This window comes from Hymenobacter lapidarius, assembly GCF_001816145.1.
GTDB classification, from domain to species: domain Bacteria; phylum Bacteroidota; class Bacteroidia; order Cytophagales; family Hymenobacteraceae; genus Hymenobacter; species Hymenobacter lapidarius.
The window spans coordinates 70321-88553 of the sequence record NZ_MDZB01000142.1 but is presented as its reverse complement, the minus strand read 5'-3'; the positions used below and the strand labels follow the sequence as shown (position 1 = coordinate 88553).

The following is an 18233-nucleotide window of genomic DNA, read 5'->3' as shown; positions in this document are numbered from 1 at the left end:
GTAGCAAAAAAGAACGTCATGCTGAGCTTGTCGAAGCATCTCTACCGCAGTAGTAAACTTGATTACTTGCGCGGTAGAGATACTTCGACAAGCTCAGCATGACGTTCTTACTGAAGCAGGACGGCAAAGATTACTTCAGTCGCACCAGCGTCACACTGCTGCCGCGGCTCAGGCACCGATGCCGTGCCATAGGCGGCGGCGCAGCCCGCCCTCGTTGGCCAGCACGGCCCGCAGCGGCCACACCGCCGATACGGTGACCAGCCCGGCCAGCAGCACGCGCAGCCACCACCACGGCACAAAGTAAAGCACCGCCGCGAAGCCGGCAGAAAACAGGCTCATCAGGCTGGAAACGTTGTTGCGCATGTTGGCAAAATCCACGGTTTTCACCACCTGCTTGGCCTTGTACAGACTACCCCACAACCCGATGGCGGCCAGCCCGGCGGCGCTTAGCGGCAGCAGCCCCAGCAGGTGCCACAACGAGGGCGGAAACAGCGCCAGCACCAGCACGGCCGACAGCAGGCAGTCGACCAGTACCACCGGGCCCACCACCCGGGCATAGAGCACCAGCAGGCGCGAGGTCAGCCCCAGGCGCTGCAATTCATTGGCCGCCATGTCCCCCAGGAAGCCAAACAGGTTGTTGTTGGCATAAGTAAAGCCCACCACGGGCAGAAAGGCCACGTAAAAAAAGCCCTGGCTGGTCAGCTTGCCGTTTTTAACAAAAAACAGCCCGGACGCGCCCACCAGCAGCACCTTTATGACCAGGCCCATGAGCAGCGACAGCCAGGCTTTGCGGGTGTATACTTTCCATTCGAGGGGCAGCCGGTCCAGCGCCCGGCCGGCGGCGTGGGCCGGGTCGGCGGGCAGGTAGCGGGCGCTGAAGGACGGCGCCACCCAGTAGAGCTGCGTCGCCCACAGGGCGCAGGGCAGCAGCGCCATGGCCACGCCCAGCGCGGTGTAGTAGGGCTGCGCGGGGTGAAGTATCCACCACACCATCAGGGCCAGGGTGGCGGCGTGGGCCAGCAGCAGCGGGTGCCGCCAGCGCCGCAGGGCTCCCAGCAGGCGCACGTTGAAGCTGAGCACTGCCCCGGCCAGCACCAGCAGCAGGCTAAAGCCCGGTACCAGCCCGTGCCGGGGCGCCACCACCAGCGCAGCCAGCAGAAAAACTGCAATGAGCAGACGCCGCAGCGAGATTAAATCCAGCAGAAAGGCCGTGACCACGTTCTGGCGCGCCGACACCGGGAAATGCTCGGGCAGCGGCCGCGTCACGGGGCGCAGCGTGGGCACAAAGTCCACGAGCAGCGCCGAGACCAGCCAAGCGGCGTTGAGCACCACCAGCAGCTCGGGCAGCATCTCGCTGATACCATCTGAGTCGCGGTGGCTGAGCAGCAGGCCAAACCCCGCGCCATAGCCCGCCATGAACACGAGCAGCGCCACGACGCCCACCCGCTCGCCCGTGGCATCGGGCCACACCACGGCACGCAGCCGCCGGCCCAGCAGGTATGGCAGAAAGTGCCCTAGCATTGCGTAGTCAGCCATGTCAAGTCCTGAGCGGTGGTGGTGGCCGGGTTGATGAGCCGAAGCAGGGCATCGCCCAGCAAGGCGCCCTGGCCCTGCAGAAAGTCGGCCATGGTACCCCAGTACTTCACCTCGCTATCATCGATAACGAGCAGGTGGGTGGCTACTTTTTCGATGTGGGCTAAGTTGTGCGACGACACAAACGTGAGGGCCTGCGGCCGGTAGCTGTTGAGCAGCGCCAGCACGCTATCGGCCGAAAACACGTCGAGGCCGTTGAATGGCTCGTCCAGCACCAGCAGCTCGGGGCGGTGCAGCAAGCAGGAAGCAATGGCTACTTTCTGCTTCATGCCGGTCGAGAACGAGCTGAGGCGCTTGCGGCGCACGGTGTCGTAATCCTCCAGCAAATGCGCCAGCAGGCTCTCGATGCGCGGCTGGGCATCGGGCAGGTCGTAGATGCGGGCCACAAACTGCAGGTACTCCTCGGGCGTGAGCTGCTCCACCAGGTACGCCTGGTTGACAAGGGCGCCCATTCGCCGCTTCACGCCCACGGGAAAGGTTTCGCCCAAGGGCAGGCCGTCGAGCACGATGGCGCCACTGGTGGGCAGCAGCACGTTAGTGAGCAGATTGAAAAGGGTGCTTTTGCCGGCGCCGTTGCGGCCCAGCACGCCCACGCAGTAGCCGGTGTGCGCGGTCAGGGACACGTCGCGCAGCACGTGTTTGGGACCAAAGGACTTGGTCAGGTTCCGAAGTTCGAGTTCCATCAGATTTCGGGCAGCAAAAATGCCACCCCGGGTAGGGTGGCAAGTTCGGCAGAAACGCGCGCAACGCCGCGCTTTTCGCAGGCTATTTATTACTTTTTGCAGCCGGCAAAGGAGCGCACTTTGGTGTAGTGAATGGCAAAGTCGGCCCGGCTCCGGTCGGTGGTCACCAGCAGCACGTAGTCGGCAAAGTCGCGGGCCGGGGCATCGGCCCACAGGCCGGCTTTGTCCGCAAACAGCTTGTTGTCTTCCTTGAAAACCACGACGTCGGCAAATGCCTCTTCCGGCTCCACGTACACCGTGCCGTAGCAGTAGCTGCGGCGGCCGGGGTCGGTTTCGAGGTACACCGAGCCGTATATTTTGCACGGTTCCAACGGCCCCGTCCGGAGGGCGTGGTTGGGAGCGGCAAGTGGCAGGGAGGCCGTGGGGCCACCCGGCGCCGTGGCCAGCCAGGCCGTGAGCAACAAGGAGAAAAACATGGCTAGAGCAACAAGTTTCTGCGTGAGGCGGCACAAGACCGCCAGCCTGTGTCGGCCTCCAACAACGGTGCCAGACCCGAATTAGAAGGACTGAATAATGGCCATAAAGTCGGCCGCTTTCAGCGAGGCGCCGCCAATGAGTCCGCCGTCAACGTCGGGCTGCGCGAAAAGCTCCCGCGCGTTCTGGGCGTTGGCCGAGCCGCCGTATAGAATGGTGGTGTCGAGGGCGGTTTTGCCGTCGTAGGCCCGGGCAATTCGCTCGCGGATGAAAGCGTGCACTTCCTGGGCCTGGGCGCTGGTAGCCGTGCGCCCCGTGCCAATGGCCCAGATGGGCTCGTAGGCCACCGTCACCTGGTCAAACTCCTCGTTGCTGAGATGAAACAGGCCGTCGGTGAGCTGCTTGCCGATGTAATCGAAGGTTTCGTCGGCTTCGCGGGTGTCCAGCGACTCGCCCACGCAAAAAATCGGCTTCAGGCCGGCGACCAGCGCGGCTTTCAGCTTCTGGCTCAGCAGCTCGTCGTCTTCGCGGAAGTACTGGCGGCGTTCCGAGTGGCCCAGAATAACGTATTCGCAGCCCACCGAAGCCAGAAGCTTCGCCGACACCTCGCCCGTGAACGCTCCGCTTTCCTTCTGGTGGCAGTTCTGGGCGCCGAGGTGGAACTTGCCGCCCTGCGGCAACGCCTGGCCCACGCCGTGCAGCACCGGAAAGGGCGGGCAGATAACGACTTCGGGCAAAGCAGCACCAGCTGGACTGGCGCTGGCCAACGTGGAGATTTCACCCACCAAAGCCATGGCTTCGGGGTAAGTCAGATTCATTTTCCAGTTGCCGGCAATAAGGTTTTGGCGCATAAGCTGTGGGTGCGGTGCACGTGAAGTTCAAAGGCACAAAGCTAGCAGGACCAGCGGCACCGGCGCGCCCAATCGCCACCGGGGCCGTCGCACGGAGGCTATTCGCCCGCGCTCATGGAGCGGGAAGCGGCTATCTCGGCCTCACGGGCGGCGGCGGCTTCGTCGCGTATCTGCCACGGGGTCTTGCGGCCGCCCTGCCGCGAAAACACGATGCCCAGCACCGCCACAATGACGGCGCCGGCCAGCGCGGCCCAGCCCAGCTCGGGCACTTCGCGCAAGCGCACCACCCAAATGGCTACCAGCGCCCACGCCAGCACCAGCGGGTACACCATATCGCGAAAGACGCGGCTAATGAACAAGCCCAGCGCCACCACCACCGCCAGCAAGCCCAGCGTGAGCGTTATGGACATGCCGTCGGCGGTTTGCCAGCCCAGCTCGCGCAGCCCAATGGTGATGTTAATCACCGAAGCTACCGAAATCCAGCCCATAAACAGGGAAAACGGCACACCGACCCAGGCTGGCGCAGCATCAACAAAAATGCGCCGCCGGGCCCGCCCGTACACCACCATCAGCAAAGCCAGAATCAGCACCATGAGGCCCACGCTGGGCAAAATCTCTTCGTAGGCAAACAGCACAACCCAGCCCGCCGTGGCGACGTTGGCCAGGGTCAGCGGCTTAGCAAGGGCGGTGGGCAGCGACAGCCTGCTCTGCGCCGGCAGCAGCTGCCACACCGCGTACACCGCCAACCCCAGAAAAATCAGCCCCCAAATGCTGAAAGCGTAGCCCGCCGGCGTGAGCAGCGTGGGGTAGCGGGCCGAAACCTCCCCCATGGTCTGCCCATTGAACGGCCGCGTATTTGAATAATAGTTGAGAAAAATATTGCCGAAAATGGACGCCGCTGTCAGCCAGCGCCACAGCCAGCCTACTGCTGAAGTGTCGGGAGCAGCGTAGTTATCGGGGTAGTGGGCGGTAGTCGGCATACTTAAGAGGAGGTAGGTGAGCCACCTACGTATCAATATAAGGCTTGGATTAGGGCGAATCAATGCTGATTTGCCCACGCAAATAAGCAGGGTAACAAAGCATTGCTGGGACCGCCCCCACCCATCCGCGGCCTACCGCCTGGCGGGTGGGGCTGCAACGTTACACCTTATCGGCCAAAAACCGCGCGGTGTGGTTGGTGTCTTTCAGTTTCACCAGGTCTTCCGGCGTGCCTTCAAAGAGCAGGTGGCCGCCGTTGAGGCCGCCTTCCGGGCCGAGGTCGATGAGCCAGTCGGCGCACTTGATGATGTCGACGTTGTGCTCGATGATGAGCACGGAATTGCCTTGCTCAATCAGCGCGTTCAAAGCCGTGAGCAGCTTGGCAATGTCGTGAAAGTGCAGGCCGGTGCTGGGCTCGTCGAAGATGAACAGGATTTTATCCTGCTGCAGCGTGGCGCCTTTGGTGAGGAAACTGGCCAGCTTCACGCGCTGGGCCTCGCCACCGCTGAGCGTGTTGGCCGACTGGCCGAGGCGGATGTAGCCCAGGCCCACGTCTTCGAGCGGCTTGAGTCGCTCGGCGACTTTGGGCTGACTTTTAAAGAACTGTACGGCGTCGGACACGGTCAGCTCCAGCACTTCGTCGATGCCCTTGTCCTGGAATTTTATCTCCAGAATGTCCTGCTTGAACTTACGGCCACTGCAGCCCTCGCAGGTCAGGTAGATATCGGCCATGAACTGCATTTCGATTTTCACCTGGCCCTCGCCCTGGCACACTTCGCAGCGCCCACCGTCCACGTTGAAGCTGAAGTGTGAGGGCTTCAGGCCGCGCGCTTTGGCCAGCGGCTGCTCCGAAAACAGCGTCCGGATGGCGTCGTAGGCCTTCACGTAGGTCACCGGGTTGGAGCGCGACGATTTGCCGATGGGGTTCTGGTCCACAAACTCCACATGCGATACCTGCCCGTTCACGCCCGTGAGGCGGTCGAACTTGCCGGTGCTTTCGCCCGCGCCGCCGCCCAGCATTTTCATCAGGGCCGGAGCCAGAATGCGCTTGATGAGCGTGGACTTGCCCGAGCCAGATACGCCGGTTACCACCGTCATCACGCCCAGCGGCAGCTTCACGCTCACGTTTTTGAGGTTGTTTTCGCGGGCTCCGGTCAGCTCCAGGGCATTGCGCCAGGGGCGGCGCACAGCGGGCACGGCCACTTCCATGCGTCCGCTCAGGTACTGGCCGGTATAGGTGCTGGTGTCCTGCAGCAGCTCGGCCATGGTGCCCTGAAACATGAGATTGCCACCGCCGCTGCCGGCTTCGGGGCCGATGTCGATAATCTGGTCGGCCGCCTCCATCATCTTCTCCTCGTGCTCCACCACCACCACGGTATTGCCGAGCTGCTGCAGGGAGCGCAGCACGCCAATGAGCTGCTCGGCATCCTTGGGGTGCAGGCCGATGCTGGGCTCATCGAGCACGTACATGGAGCCCACCAGAGCCGAACCCAGCGAGGTGGCCAGCGAAATGCGCTGGCTTTCGCCGCCGCTCAGCGTGTTGCTCAGACGGTTCAGGGTCAGGTAACCCAAGCCCACGCGGTTGAGGTAACCGAGGCGGTTGGTGATTTCCGTTACGAGGCGCTCGGCCACTTTGGCGTCGTGCTCGCTCAGGCTCATGTTCTGGAAGAACGTGAGGGCGTCGGAGATGGGCAGCAGCACGATGTCGGCAATGTTCTTGTCGGCGATGCGCACGTACTGGGCGTCCTTGCGCAGACGGGTGCCGCGGCAGTCGGGGCAGGTGGTGCGGCCCCGGTAGCGGCTCTGCAGCACACGGTACTGGATTTTGTGGGTCTGCTCGCTCACCCACTTAAAGTACTTATCCAGCCCGTCGAAGTGCTTGTTTCCAGTCCAAAGCAGGCGTTGCTCGGCTTCGCTGAGCTCGTTGTAGGGGCGGTGAATGGGGAAATCGAAGCGGATGCCGTTTTTCAGCAGCGGCTTCAGCCACTCGCCCTGCTTTTCGGTGCGCCACGGCGCAATCGCGCCCTCGTACACCGTCAGGCTCTTGTCCGGAATCACCAGGTCCTCATCAATGCCCAGCACCGAGCCGAAGCCCTCGCAGGTCTGGCAGGCGCCGTAGGGGTTGTTGAAGGAGAAGAAATTGACGCTCGGCTCCTCAAATACGATGTCGTCCAACTCAAACTTGTCGGAGAAGGTGCGCGACTCGTCCTCGTTCAGGCGCAGCACGCAGCTGCCGTGGCCTTCGAAAAAGGCCGTCTGCACCGAATCCGAGAGGCGGAACAGCAGGTCTTCGTCGTCGGGCCGCAGCACGGCGCGGTCCACCATGATGTATACTTCGCCCTTCACCTCGGGCTGGCCCTCCCCTATCAGGTCCTCAATCTGCGACGTGACGCCGCCCACCACCACGCGGCTGTAGCCTTTTTGCAGCAGCAAATCCAGCTCCTTGCTCATGGCCCGGGTGGGGTCGGTGCGGAACAGCGGGGCCAGAATCATGGCCTTGGTGCCCTCGGGCTGCGCGGCCAGAAAATCCACCACGTCGGCCACGTTGTCCTTGCGCACCTGCTCGCCGCTCACGGGCGAAAACGTGCGGCCCACCCGCGCAAACAGCAGCTTGAGGTAGTCGTAAATCTCGGTGCTGGTGCCCACCGTCGAACGGTTGTTCTTGATGCTCACCTTCTGCTCGATGGCAATGGCCGGCGAGATGCCCCGGATGTAGTCCACGTCGGGCTTGTCCATGCGGCCCAGGAACTGGCGAGCGTAGCTGCTCAGGCTTTCCACGTACATGCGCTGGCCTTCAGCATACAACGTATCGAAGGCCAGGCTGGATTTGCCCGAGCCGCTCAGGCCCGTGACGACGATGAACTGGTTGCGCGGCAGGGCCACGCTGAGGTTTTTAAGGTTGTGAACCCGGGCATTTTTGATGAGGATGAATTCGCGCGGGTCGAGGTGGTCAATGGCGTTGTCGGCGGGGGCCGAAACTTGCAAAGCGTCTTTTTTGGGCATAAACGAACTAACAGCGAAACCGGGCCGGAAGGTTTCGGCCACGGGTAGTTGCTACGGCTGCGAAGGTACGGCCGTGGGTAGGGCGAAGCGCACTGCGCAATGTCGTTTCAGTAGCTAACATTGCGCTGCACTTCGCCCTACGCTGCCCCATGTCTATTTCCAGTCTGCTCGGCACCCTCTACCAAGTATTGAAAAACGTGGCGGCGAGCGCCGCAGCCAATGCCAGCATTCTGCATAAAAACGAAGCCGCAACCCGCGCTGCCCTTATCGACCCGGTCCTGCGGGCCCTGGGTTGGGATACCAGCAACGTGCAGCTGGTAGAACCCGAAAAAACCATTAACACCACGTGGCGGGCAGACTACGCTCTGCACGATTCCAACGGTAAAATCGACCTGCTGCTGGAAGCCAAATGCCTGGGTTCGAATCTGGAGAAATTTAGCGTCGTGCAGCAGCTGTTGAGTTATGCCTTTGGCTTCGGAGTACTGAAAGTGGTGGTGACCGATGGCATCACCTGGCACTTCTATACTGAATTCAGACCGGGCAATTCCATTGCAGGCTCTCAGTTCAATTTATTGAATGATGATATTATCGGCTGCGCTTTGCAGCTTGTTCACTGGCTTGATGCAGCGCAGAGCGGGCACGGCCTCCCTTTCACAGCACCCAAGCCCACAATTCAGAAGCAAGCGGCTGAACTGCGGGTAATACCAAAGCACCCGTCTGCCAAAGTGCGCAAACAACCCGCATCGCCAAAGAAACAGGCGGCCTCTGCTGCCACATTCATTGAGTTGACGCAACTGCAGCTGGCTTCCTTGCTGCCCGGCCAAAAGCCCAAACAGCTGCGCCTGTCCAACGGCACGGTGAAGGACATCAACACATGGAAAGACATTCTCTTGGAGGTTTGTCATTTGGTAATGCAGGACAACCAACGTTTGGCAATTCCCCTACCAGACAAAGCAGGCAAAACGCGCTTTCTTTTCTCAAGTCTTAAGCCAGCAAGAAGCTCCAGCACGAAAGCTTCTTACCAAGGCAAACCAATATTCGTCGGAACTCACTACAGCGCTGTTGACTGCATCGCCAACGCCATATACGTCGCCAAGCAGATTCCACAGAGTCACCAGGCCACTACTGTCGCTGTCGCTTTTTGAGCGTTGCGATTGACCCAGGATTTCCTTCCTCTCCCTTTCCTTTTTTCATGAAAACTGCTACCCGGCTTCTCCTGGCTGCCGCACTGCTGGCCGGTGCCAGCACCGCCCACGCCCAAACGGCCCCGCTACCCAGCCTCAGCGGCGACTGGAGTGGCTCGCTCGGCCCCATTGAGTTCACCATGCACCTCGCCGACCCGGCCGCCGGGCCGCGCACGGCCACGCTCGACATTCCGGCGCAAAAGGTGCAGGGCATGGCCATGCGCTTCACTGCCCCTTCCGACAGCGTGTACCTGAGCATTGCCCAGCCGGCCGCCCGGTTTGCCGGCCGCCGCTCGGCCGATGGCCAGCAGCTGGCGGGCGAATGGCAGCAGGGCCTGCGGGTGTTTCCCCTCCTGCTCAGCCGCAACGGAGCCACGGGCAAGCCCGCGCCACGCCGCCAGACGCCGCAGCCGCCCTTTCCGTATCAGTCGGCCGATGTCACGTTTAAAAACGAAAAGGCCAACGTGACACTGGCCGGCACCTACACCGTGCCCGCCGACATGGGCCCGTTTGCGGCGGTGGTGCTGCTCACCGGCTCGGGTCCGCAGGACCGCGACGAAACCATTACCGGCCACAAGCCCTTCGCCGTGCTGGCCGACTACCTCACCCGCCAGGGCATTGCCGTGCTGCGCTTCGATGACCGCGGCGTGGGCCAGTCGGGCGGCACGCTGGCCGGCACCACCAGCGCCGACTACACCGCCGACGCCCAGGCCGCGCTGGCGTGGCTGCGTGCCCAGCCGGGCATCCGCAAAAACCAGGTGGGCCTGCTCGGGCACAGCCAGGGCGGCACGGCCGCCGTGGGCGCCGCCATCCAACTCAACGGGCCCGACTTTCTGGTGCTGCTGGCCTCGCCCGCCCTGCCCGGCGACGAGATGCTGGTGCAGCAGTCCGTGGCCCTCGCCCGCCTGCAAACCGCCGATGCCGCCCAGCTGGCTGCCACCGAAAAAGTGCAGCGGGCCATGACCCAGATTATTCAGAAAACCGCCGACAACGCCCAGGCTACCGCGCAGCTCCTGGCGCTCTACAACCCCACCGGCGACGCGCGCAAGGCCGCCGAGCTAGCGCCGAGCTTCGCCGCCATGACATCGGCTGACTACCGCGCCATTCTTGCCGACCGACCGGCCAAATCCCTGGCCCGCGTGCGCTGCCCGGTACTGGCTGTGGGCGGCAGTAAAGACGTTCAGGTAATTGCCACGCCGAATTTGGCGGCCACCGCTGCTGCCCTCAAAGCGGGTGGCAACCGCGACGTGACCATAAAGGAACTGTCCGGCCTCAACCATCTTTTTCAGACTGCAGCCACGGGCGGCCCCAACGAATACGGCACCCTGGAGGAGACCATGAGCCCGGCCGTGCTCACGGTTATCGGCGACTGGCTGACGCAGCACACGAAGAAGTAGGACACGCCCACCCGACACTGTGTTAGCGCTTACATTTCGCCCTCCGCATCAACCCCAGAAATTCAACTATGCCACCTTGGCCCCGCAGACCGGCCATGTGCTTTTATTTTATAATGAAGCCCGGAACAGATTCAAACTCCTATTTGCAGGCTACTTCATTTGTTGTACTTTTCACCTCTGATTACGGTTGAAGGTCAGGTTTTATCAGTTTAATTTGTTTTATTCAATGATTAAATTTTTACTGCCTGCTCTTTCTCTTATTCTATTCGCAGCGAATTTTTCGCCGGCCACTGCCGGAGCCTACGTGGCTCCCGCTCCCCTCAGCGGCCAATGGAAAGGCCCCCTGAAATTACTGGGCGGCCAGATAGACGTCATCGTCACCATCGTGCCGCTCACCAACGGCACGTACTACGGTGCCCTCGATGCGCCGCAGCAGCGCATCAGCCGCATGCCCGTGACCGTGGAGCTGAAAGGCACCGAAATCAAGCTGCGCATGGACCAGGCCGGCAGCAGTTTCGTGGGCAAGGTGCTGAATAACGGCGCCAAATTCAGCGGCGTCTGGACGCAGGCGGGCGTGAAAACGCCCATGGTTCTGCAGCGGGCCGTGGCGGCCAAAGCCGTGGCGGCCGCGCTCTTCCGCCCGGCCCCGCCCTACCGCGAAAGCGAAGTTGTGTTCCAGAACCCGGCCACCAAGCAGCGCCTGGGCGGCACGCTCACGGTGCCGGCCGGCGAAGGTCCGTTTCCGGCCGTGGTACTCCTCTCCGACCTCGGCCCGCAAAATCGCGACGTGGACGTGACGGGCTACCGCATGTTTGCCCAACTGGCCGACTACCTCACCCGCCACGGCGTGGCCGTGCTGCGCTTCGACGACCGCGGCGTGGGCAAATCGGGCGGCACCTTTGCCACCGCCACCACCGCCGACTTTGTGACCGATGCCCAGGCCGCCCTGGCTTATCTGCGAACGCGGCCTTTGGTTGCCGCGCAGCACGTGGGCCTGCTCGGGCACGGCGAAGGCGCCAATGTGGCCTTGCTGGCCGCCACCGGGCCGGACCGGGCGCCGGCTTTTGTGGTGTCGCTGGCGGGCTACGGCGTGCCGGGCTACGATACGATGCTGCGCCAGCAGCTTGAAATAATGCGCCTGACCGGGGCCGATGCCCTGGAAGTGAAAGCCGCCCAGGACGTGTACCACCGTACCGTCACGGCCATTCGCCAGACGCCAGACAACACCGCCGCCCGCGCCAAGGTCGTTTCCCTGCTCACCAGTGCCAACACCGGCATCGACGCCTCCATGGCCCGGGCCCGCGCCGCCCAGCTCACCACGCCCTGGTCGCGTTATTTCTTCGATTTCAACCCCCAGCCCCAGTTGGGCAAGGTGCAGTGCCCCGTGCTGCTGCTCAACGGCACGGCCGACATGCAGGTGTCGGCCCGGCGCAACCTCGCCCCGTTGCGGCGCGCGTTGCAGGGCGCCCGCCGCTCGGTTTCGTCCTACCAGCTCAAGGGCGTCAACCACCTGTTTCAGCCGGCACCGGCCGAATGGCCAATGGTGAACGGGGTGCAGCAACCCACGTTTTCGCCCATCGCCCTCAACAAAATTTACACCTGGGTGGCGGTAAAAACCAAGGTGCCCAGCACGGCATCGCCCGCTGTACCGTCCCGGCCCGCCACACCGACCAAGCAGAACAAGCTTGCCGGCCTGTCCAGGCTGCGGGGCTAGCGACGCGGCCTGGGACAGGCAGCCTCAGTGTCGACGAGGCCCTGTCGTGCTGAGCGCAGCGCAGCACCCTATCGCCGCTGAACGACTGGTTCTACCCTGATAGGATGCTGCGCTGCGCTCAGCACGACAGGGCCTCGTCGGATAAGCTCTTAAAGCGTGTTTGAGGCATTGCCATTCTACCAGGCCGGCGCGTGGGCGGGTTTATGCTTATACTTGCTCGGTGCCAAGCAGCTACACCTGGGCTGGTTGGTGGTCGCTGCACTCCTTCCCTCTATCATTTTCCAACACTTGTTGGAGCTCCTCTGTCCATGGCTGCTTCGCCACCTCCGCCGCAGGCCCGCTGGAATTGGGAAAATTCGGCGCCCATGCGCTGGGTGCGCCGCTACATGGGCTACTCCCGAAGCGAGGCCAAAGGCATGGCGGGCCTGCTGCTGCTCATGCTCGTAGCCATAGTGGCCCCCATGCTGCTCCGCCCCGAACGGCCCCAGTACCTGCCCCAGGCCGACCAAAAAGGCCTCGATAACCTGGTGGCCTCTCTAAAAGAGCACCGCACCACCGACAACACCTACGCCTCCCGCTATCCCAAGCGGAGCTACAAAACGGACGCCAGGCGCGACGGCGGCGCTTCCCGCTACCCCGCCGTGGCCCAGGTGCGCCTCGCTCCCTTCGACCCCAACGCGCTAAGCGCCGAGGACTGGGAAGCACGCGGCGTGCCGCACTTCGTGGCCGGCCGCATCGTGAAATACCGGGAGGCCGCCGGGGGCTTCAAGGCCAAGGCTCAGGTAAAGAAAATGTACGGCTTGGACGCGGCCGTGTACCAGCGGCTGGCGCCCTTTATGCAGCTGCCCGACGAAGCCCCCCCACGCGGCGAGCGCCCGGCGTACGCCGCCAACCAGCCGGGGCCCGATGGCAAGTACCCGCCCTTCGCGGCTTCTGCTGCCACGCCAGGCAAGTTCCCAAGCAAGCCGCGCAACCTCAAACCCTTCGACCTGAACACCGCCGATACCACGCAGCTGATGCAGATTCGCGGCATTGGGGCGGGCCGCGCCAAGTGGGTGGTGCGCTACCGCAACCAGCTGGGCGGCTACCTGCACGAAGACCAGCTGAATGAGGTGTTTGTGCTGCGCGATGCCCCGGACCTGCGCGACAGCCTCAAAAAATACACCTTCGTGGCAGCAGGCTTCGCGCCCAGGCTGGTGAACGTGAACACGGCTTCGTTTGATGAGCTATACCTGCACCCGTACATCGGTAAGCCGCGGGCGCGCATCATTGTGGCCTACCGGCAGCAGCATGGGCCGTTTAAGCAGGTGGAAGACCTGAAGCAAATACCGATTCTGAAGGCGGAGGACTGGGAGAAAATGCGGCCCTACGTGCGCTGCGAGTAAAGCGCCGCTTGTAAGTACAAGATTCGGCACAAAGGCAACTTTTGGGTTTAGTCGAATCGTACTACAGAGTTAACTTTAGGACAAGCAAGCGCACCGCGCGGGCGGCCCCTAACCAACTGCCCGTGCCAGCGGTTGACGACTTACCTTCCGTCCTGATTTTTCCTCGCCATGACTGACCACTCCACGCCCGACCCGGCCGCGCTGCCGAACGGCCCCAACCACGACGGCCGCCGTTCCTTCATCAAGCAAGCCACCGGTTTTCTGGGGTTGGCCCTGGCGCCGCCGCTCATCAGCCAGGCCGAGCGCCTGACGGCCATCTCGAAAAAAGTGGAAGGCGTGACGGAAATGCGGCTCAAAGTGAACGGCGCCGTGCGCACCATCCAGGCCGAGCCCCGGGTATCGCTGCTCGACGCGTTGCGCGAACAGCTGGACCTCACGGGCTCTAAAAAGGGCTGCGACCACGGCCAGTGCGGCGCCTGCACCGTGCTGGTAGACGGCCGCAGCGTAAACAGCTGCCTCACCCTGGCCGTAATGGCCCAGGGCAAGGAAATAACCACCGTGGAAGGTCTGGCCAATGGCGAAGAGCTGCACCCGCTGCAGCAGGCTTTTATCGACAACGACGGTTTCCAGTGCGGCTATTGCACGCCGGGCCAGCTCATGTCGGGCGTGGCCTGCCTGAAAGAAGGACACGCCAAAACCGACGGCGACATCCGCGAATGGATGAGCGGCAACCTCTGTCGTTGCGGGGCCTATCCCAACATTGTGGCGGCCATTCGGCAGGTCGAGAAAAGCGGTTTCAAGTCCTAGGTCCTCGCCATGAACAACTTTAGCTACATCCAGGCCAATTCGGCCAAAGAAGCCACCGGCATCCGGCAGGCCACGCCCCAGGCGGCGTACATCGCCGGCGGCACCACGCTGCTCGACCTGATGAAGGCCCACCTGGAGGAACACCCCCAGCTGGTCGACATCAACTTGCTGCCCTTCAAAGGCATTGAGCAGACCAGCGACGGGCTGCGCATCGGGGCCATGGAGCGCATGAGCGACGTGGGCGAGCACCCGCTGGTGCTGCAACAGTACCCGGCCGTGTCGGAGTCGCTGCTGCTGGCGGCCTCGCCCCAGCTGCGCAACATGGCCAGCATCGGGGGCAATATTCTGCAGCGCACCCGCTGCGGCTACTTTCGCGACGCGGCCTTTCCGTGCAACAAGCGAGTGCCCGGCTCGGGCTGCCCGGCCATAGCGGGCGACAACCACAACCTCGCCATTCTGGGCACCAGTGAGGCATGCATTGCCACCGCTTACCCCGGCGACCTGTCGGTGGCCCTGGCCGCGCTGGATGCGGTGCTGACCCTGGAGAACGCCAAAGGCAAGCAGCGCCGCGTGCCCGTGACGGAGTTCTACGTACTCCCCGGCAAAACGCCCCAGCGCGAAACCGTGCTGGAGCCCGGCGAGCTGATTGTGGCCGTGACCATTCCAGCCGCCGCTCACGCCCGCCGCTCTACCTATCTCAAAGTGCGGGAGCGCGCCAGCTACGCCTACGCCCTTGCCTCGGCCGCGGTGGGGCTCGATGTGCAGGGCGGCACCATTCGCTCGGCGCGGGTGGCGCTGGGCGGCGTGGGCACCAAGCCCTGGCGCAGCCCCGAAGCCGAGAAAGTGCTGACCGGCGCCCCCGCCACGGAAGCCACGTTCCGGGCCGCCGCCGCTGCCGCCCTGCGCGGCGCCCAGCCGCGTGACGACAACCGCTTCAAGGTGGAGCTGGCACAGAACACGCTGGTACAGGCTTTGATGAAAGTGGCCGGGTAGCATTGAGAGAAAAAGGCCGTGAGAACGTCATGCTGAGCGCAGCCGAAGCATCTCGCGTGGGTTTTGTAACCCAATCGTTGGCACGTCATTGATTAGTGACTGCACGCGAGATGCTTCGACTACGCTCAGCATGACGTTCGTTTTGCAACTCGTTACGCTCCAGAACATTCCTATGGATACCGAACCGAAATTCTTCGAAACCAACCCTACTGCCGGCGTGGTGGGGCAGCCGCTGAACCGCGTGGACGGCCGGGACAAGGTGATGGGCCGGGCCAAATATTCAGCCGAGTTCAACAACCTGCCGGGCCTGGTGCACGCCGTGCTCAAAACCAGCGACGTGGCCAAGGGCCGCATCACGGGTTTCGACACCACGGCCGCCCTGAAGCAGCCGGGCGTACTGGCCATCATCACCCACCAAAACATTCCCAAGCTGGCCAAAACGCCCAACGATGCCGAAGGCAAAAAGGCCATTGGCGCGCCCATGGGCTACCTGCCCCTCACCGATGACCGGATTCACTACGCCGGCCAGCCCGTGGCTGTAATCGTGGCCGATACGCTGGAGCGCGCCCAATACGCCGCCGCGCTGCTGCGCGTGCAGGTAGCCGCTGAGAAACCGCTGGCTTCCTACGAAGACCCCAAGGCGCAGCTGTTCGACCCTACTAAAATTCAGGACGGCAAAACCCAGGCCCACGTCGTGCGGGGCAACGCGCAGACGGCTTTCGCGGCGGCTCCCATCCAGCTCACGCACAAGTACACCCACGCCATCAACCACCACAACCCGATGGAGCCCGGCGCGACTACCGCCCACTGGGAAGCGCCCGACCGCCTCACGGTGTATGAGTCGACCCAGGGCGTTACGCGCACGCAAAAGGCACTGAGCACCATGCTGGGCCTCTCGGCTGAGCAGGTGCGGGTGGTGACGAAGTACCTCGGTGGCGGCTTCGGCTGCAAGGGCTCGTGCTGGCCGCACACCGTGCTCACGGTGCAGGCCGCCAAATTCGTAGGCCGGCCGGTGAAGCTGTCCCTCACCCGCCCCCAGATGTTTACGAGCATGGGCCACCGCGAAGACCAGACCCAGACCCTGCGCCTGGGCGCCACGAACGACGGCAAGCTCACCGCCCTCATTCACGAAAAAACCTCCACCACGTCGCCCTGGGACAACTACGCGGAGTCCAACAGCAAAATTGTCAACATGCTCTACGAGTGCCCCAACTTCGAGGCCTCGTACCAGTTGGCCCGAGCCAATGTGATGACGTCGACTTTTACCCGCGCCCCCGGCGAGGCCCCAGGTTCGTTCGCCCTCGAAAGCTCGATGGATGATTTGGCCTATCAGTTGGGCATCGACCCCATTGAAATCCGCCTGCGCAATTACGCCGAAAAAGACCCCAGCACCGGCCAGCCGTGGAGCAGTAAGAGCCTGCGGCAATGCTACGCCCGCGGGGCCGAGCTGTTTGGCTGGAGCAAGCGCAACCCCAAAGCCGGAGCCACCCGCAACGGCCGCCTGCTGGTGGGCTGGGGCATGGCCACGGCTAGCTACCCGGTGCACAACTCGCAGGGAATGGCCCGCGCCCGCCTCTACGCCGACGGCCACGCCGTGGTGCAGTCCGGAGCCACCGACCTCGGCACCGGCACCTACACCGTGATGACCCAAGTAGCCGCCGAGGCCCTGGGCCTGCCGGTGGAAAAAGTTCGCTTCGAGCTGGGTGATACCAAGCTGCCCACGGCCCCCAACTCGGGCGGTTCGGTGGCGGCGGGCACGGTGTCATCGTCGGTGTACATGGCCGTGCAGGATTTGTGGCAGAAGCTCATCAAGGTGGCGGTGCTCGATAAAAAGTCGCCCCTCTACCGAGCCAAGCTCACCGATGTGGAAGCCAAAGCCGGCCGCTTGCAATTGAAAGCCAACCCAAAAAAAGGTGAAGGCTTCGCGGCCCTCATGAAGCGCGCCGACATGGCCGACGTGGAAGGCAACGGCCAGGGCCGCTACGGCAGCGGCTACGAAGACGCCCAGGCCGCCGCCAACGCCGACCCGGCCAAAAAGGACGAAGCCGCCCACCACTCCATGCACTCCTTCGGGGCGCATTTCTGCGAAGTGCAGGTCGACCCCGACCTCGGCACCGTGCGCGTCACGCGCTGGGTGAGCGTGCACGGAGCGGGCCGTATTCTGAACGCCAAAACCGCCCGCAGCCAGATTATCGGCGGCAGCATTTTCGGCATCGGCGCGGCTCTGATGGAAGGCACCGTGCGCGACCAGAACCTGGCCCGCTACACCAATGCCTCGCTGGCCGACTACCACATTCCCGTGAACGCCGACATCCCGGACATGACCGTGGAATTCATCGAGGAGCACGACCCCTACATCAACGCCATGGGCGTGAAGGGCATCGGCGAAATTTCGATGGTGGGCGTATCGGCCGCCGTGGCCAATGCCGTGTTCCACGCCACCGGCAAGCGCGTGCGCGAGCTGCCCATTACGCCGGATAAGATTCTCGGCACTAAAGCGGTGTAATGTCCACATTACCAACGCAAGAAGCTAGCGCCACCGTTCCGGATTCGTCCGGGGCGGTGGCGCTGCTGTTGCTGGCCGCCGGGGCCTCCACCCGCATGGGCCGGCCCAAGCAGCTACTGCCCTACCGCGGCCGCACCCTGCTGCGCCACGCCGCCGAAACCGCCGTGGCCACCGGCTGCGGCCCGCTGGTGCTGGTAACGGGCGCGCTTCACGAAGCCCTGGCTGCTGAAGTAGCAGACCTGCCTTTTCGGGTGGTGCACAACCCCGATTGGCAAAGCGGCATGGCTTCATCCCTCCAAGCGGGCTTGGCGGCAGTGGCGGCGGCCCGGCCCACGGGCTTCCTCATCATGCTCAGCGACCAGCCGCTGGTCACGCCCGAGTTGCTGCTGCAATTGCTGGCGTTGCAACGGCAAAGCCAGGCGCCCATCGTGGCCGCTGCCTATGGCAATACGCTGGGCGTACCGGCCGTTTTCGACCAGTCCCTGCTCCCCGCGCTGCACCGTTTGCAGGGCGCACAGGGCGCCAACCGCCTCATTGCGGAGCTGGGCGCAGCCGTAGGCCGCATCTCATTCCCCGAAGGCCTGCTGGACGTGGACACGCCGGAACAATACGCCGCCCTCCTGGCGGAGCAAAGCCCTCCCGCTGACCGCATTAGCTAACCCAAG

The 18233-nt window shown here is 63.3% G+C and carries 14 protein-coding genes; 8 read left to right on the top strand and 6 right to left on the bottom strand.

Going from position 1 to position 18233, the window contains the following annotated elements; all coding sequences use genetic code 11:
• Window positions 1-168: 168 nt before the first annotated feature.
• The 6 genes from BEN47_RS16725 to uvrA all read right to left on the bottom strand — a co-directional run bounded on the left by BEN47_RS16725 (window position 169) and on the right by uvrA (window position 7582).
• Complete coding sequence (locus tag BEN47_RS16725) at window positions 169-1536, bottom strand: hypothetical protein (RefSeq protein WP_125921737.1); 1368 nt, start codon at window positions 1534-1536, stop codon at window positions 169-171.
• A complete protein-coding gene (locus BEN47_RS16720) occupies window positions 1515-2276 on the bottom strand; it encodes an ABC transporter ATP-binding protein (protein ID WP_070729893.1) in 762 nt (253 codons plus the stop codon). The genes BEN47_RS16725 and BEN47_RS16720 overlap by 22 nt, the downstream gene beginning before the upstream one ends.
• Before the next feature lie 89 nt (window positions 2277-2365).
• Window positions 2366-2752, bottom strand: coding sequence for a 7(1) septoil knot domain-containing protein (locus tag BEN47_RS16715; RefSeq protein ID WP_239691646.1), 387 nt, complete (start codon window positions 2750-2752; stop codon window positions 2366-2368).
• Window positions 2753-2833: 81 nt separating this feature from the next.
• Complete coding sequence (gene tpiA / locus BEN47_RS16710) at window positions 2834-3601, bottom strand: triose-phosphate isomerase (protein ID WP_070729891.1); 768 nt, start codon at window positions 3599-3601, stop codon at window positions 2834-2836.
• 98 nt (window positions 3602-3699) lie between these two features.
• Window positions 3700-4581 (bottom strand): TspO-related membrane protein, encoded by an 882-nt coding sequence (locus tag BEN47_RS16705; protein WP_070729890.1) that lies wholly within the window; start codon window positions 4579-4581, stop codon window positions 3700-3702.
• A gap of 160 nt (window positions 4582-4741) precedes the next feature.
• On the bottom strand, window positions 4742-7582 hold the full coding sequence (gene uvrA / locus BEN47_RS16700; RefSeq protein WP_070729996.1) for an excinuclease ABC subunit UvrA: 2841 nt from the start codon (window positions 7580-7582) through the stop codon (window positions 4742-4744).
• Between the two features lie 149 nt (window positions 7583-7731).
• On the opposite strand from uvrA, the gene BEN47_RS16695 reads away from it, so the two are divergent.
• The 8 genes from BEN47_RS16695 (at window position 7732) to BEN47_RS16660 (ending at window position 18227) form a co-directional block, all read left to right on the top strand.
• A complete protein-coding gene (locus BEN47_RS16695; RefSeq protein ID WP_070729888.1) occupies window positions 7732-8727 on the top strand; it encodes a hypothetical protein in 996 nt (331 codons plus the stop codon).
• A 47-nt stretch (window positions 8728-8774) separates the two neighbouring features.
• Window positions 8775-10163, top strand: a complete 1389-nt coding sequence (locus BEN47_RS16690; protein WP_070729886.1) for an alpha/beta hydrolase family protein — start codon at window positions 8775-8777, stop codon at window positions 10161-10163.
• A 226-nt stretch (window positions 10164-10389) separates the two neighbouring features.
• Window positions 10390-11877: an alpha/beta hydrolase family protein gene (locus tag BEN47_RS16685; RefSeq protein ID WP_070729884.1), complete on the top strand. Its 1488-nt coding sequence runs from the start codon at window positions 10390-10392 to the stop codon at window positions 11875-11877.
• A gap of 308 nt (window positions 11878-12185) precedes the next feature.
• The gene (locus BEN47_RS16680; protein ID WP_070729882.1) at window positions 12186-13262 is read left to right on the top strand and encodes a ComEA family DNA-binding protein; all 1077 of its coding nucleotides are present in this window, start codon (window positions 12186-12188) and stop codon (window positions 13260-13262) included.
• Between the two features lie 168 nt (window positions 13263-13430).
• The gene (locus BEN47_RS16675; protein ID WP_070729879.1) at window positions 13431-14069 is read left to right on the top strand and encodes a (2Fe-2S)-binding protein; all 639 of its coding nucleotides are present in this window, start codon (window positions 13431-13433) and stop codon (window positions 14067-14069) included.
• 9 nt (window positions 14070-14078) lie between these two features.
• On the top strand, window positions 14079-15062 hold the full coding sequence (locus BEN47_RS16670) for an FAD binding domain-containing protein (RefSeq protein WP_070729877.1): 984 nt from the start codon (window positions 14079-14081) through the stop codon (window positions 15060-15062).
• A 172-nt stretch (window positions 15063-15234) separates the two neighbouring features.
• On the top strand, window positions 15235-17568 hold the full coding sequence (locus BEN47_RS16665) for a xanthine dehydrogenase family protein molybdopterin-binding subunit (RefSeq protein WP_070729994.1): 2334 nt from the start codon (window positions 15235-15237) through the stop codon (window positions 17566-17568).
• Entirely contained in the window at window positions 17568-18227 is a 660-nt protein-coding gene (locus BEN47_RS16660) for a nucleotidyltransferase family protein (RefSeq protein ID WP_070729875.1), read from the top strand. The genes BEN47_RS16665 and BEN47_RS16660 overlap by 1 nt, the downstream gene beginning before the upstream one ends.
• The last annotated feature ends 6 nt before the right edge of the window (window positions 18228-18233 follow it).

What these genes read in the sequence shown, in the direction of transcription:
- BEN47_RS16675 (WP_070729879.1), top strand. Translation starts at nt 13,431, where the DNA reads ATGACTGACCACTCCACGCCCGACCCGGCCGCGCTGCCGAACGGCCCC.
- BEN47_RS16715 (WP_239691646.1), bottom strand. Translation starts at nt 2,752, where the DNA reads ATGTTTTTCTCCTTGTTGCTCACGGCCTGGCTGGCCACGGCGCCGGGT.
- BEN47_RS16705 (WP_070729890.1), bottom strand. Translation starts at nt 4,581, where the DNA reads ATGCCGACTACCGCCCACTACCCCGATAACTACGCTGCTCCCGACACT.
- uvrA (WP_070729996.1), bottom strand. Translation starts at nt 7,582, where the DNA reads ATGCCCAAAAAAGACGCTTTGCAAGTTTCGGCCCCCGCCGACAACGCC.
- tpiA (WP_070729891.1), bottom strand. Translation starts at nt 3,601, where the DNA reads ATGCGCCAAAACCTTATTGCCGGCAACTGGAAAATGAATCTGACTTAC.
- BEN47_RS16680 (WP_070729882.1), top strand. Translation starts at nt 12,186, where the DNA reads ATGGCTGCTTCGCCACCTCCGCCGCAGGCCCGCTGGAATTGGGAAAAT.
- BEN47_RS16670 (WP_070729877.1), top strand. Translation starts at nt 14,079, where the DNA reads ATGAACAACTTTAGCTACATCCAGGCCAATTCGGCCAAAGAAGCCACC.
- BEN47_RS16660 (WP_070729875.1), top strand. Translation starts at nt 17,568, where the DNA reads ATGTCCACATTACCAACGCAAGAAGCTAGCGCCACCGTTCCGGATTCG.
- BEN47_RS16720 (WP_070729893.1), bottom strand. Translation starts at nt 2,276, where the DNA reads ATGGAACTCGAACTTCGGAACCTGACCAAGTCCTTTGGTCCCAAACAC.
- BEN47_RS16685 (WP_070729884.1), top strand. Translation starts at nt 10,390, where the DNA reads ATGATTAAATTTTTACTGCCTGCTCTTTCTCTTATTCTATTCGCAGCG.
- BEN47_RS16695 (WP_070729888.1), top strand. Translation starts at nt 7,732, where the DNA reads ATGTCTATTTCCAGTCTGCTCGGCACCCTCTACCAAGTATTGAAAAAC.
- BEN47_RS16665 (WP_070729994.1), top strand. Translation starts at nt 15,235, where the DNA reads ATGGATACCGAACCGAAATTCTTCGAAACCAACCCTACTGCCGGCGTG.
- BEN47_RS16725 (WP_125921737.1), bottom strand. Translation starts at nt 1,536, where the DNA reads ATGGCTGACTACGCAATGCTAGGGCACTTTCTGCCATACCTGCTGGGC.
- BEN47_RS16690 (WP_070729886.1), top strand. Translation starts at nt 8,775, where the DNA reads ATGAAAACTGCTACCCGGCTTCTCCTGGCTGCCGCACTGCTGGCCGGT.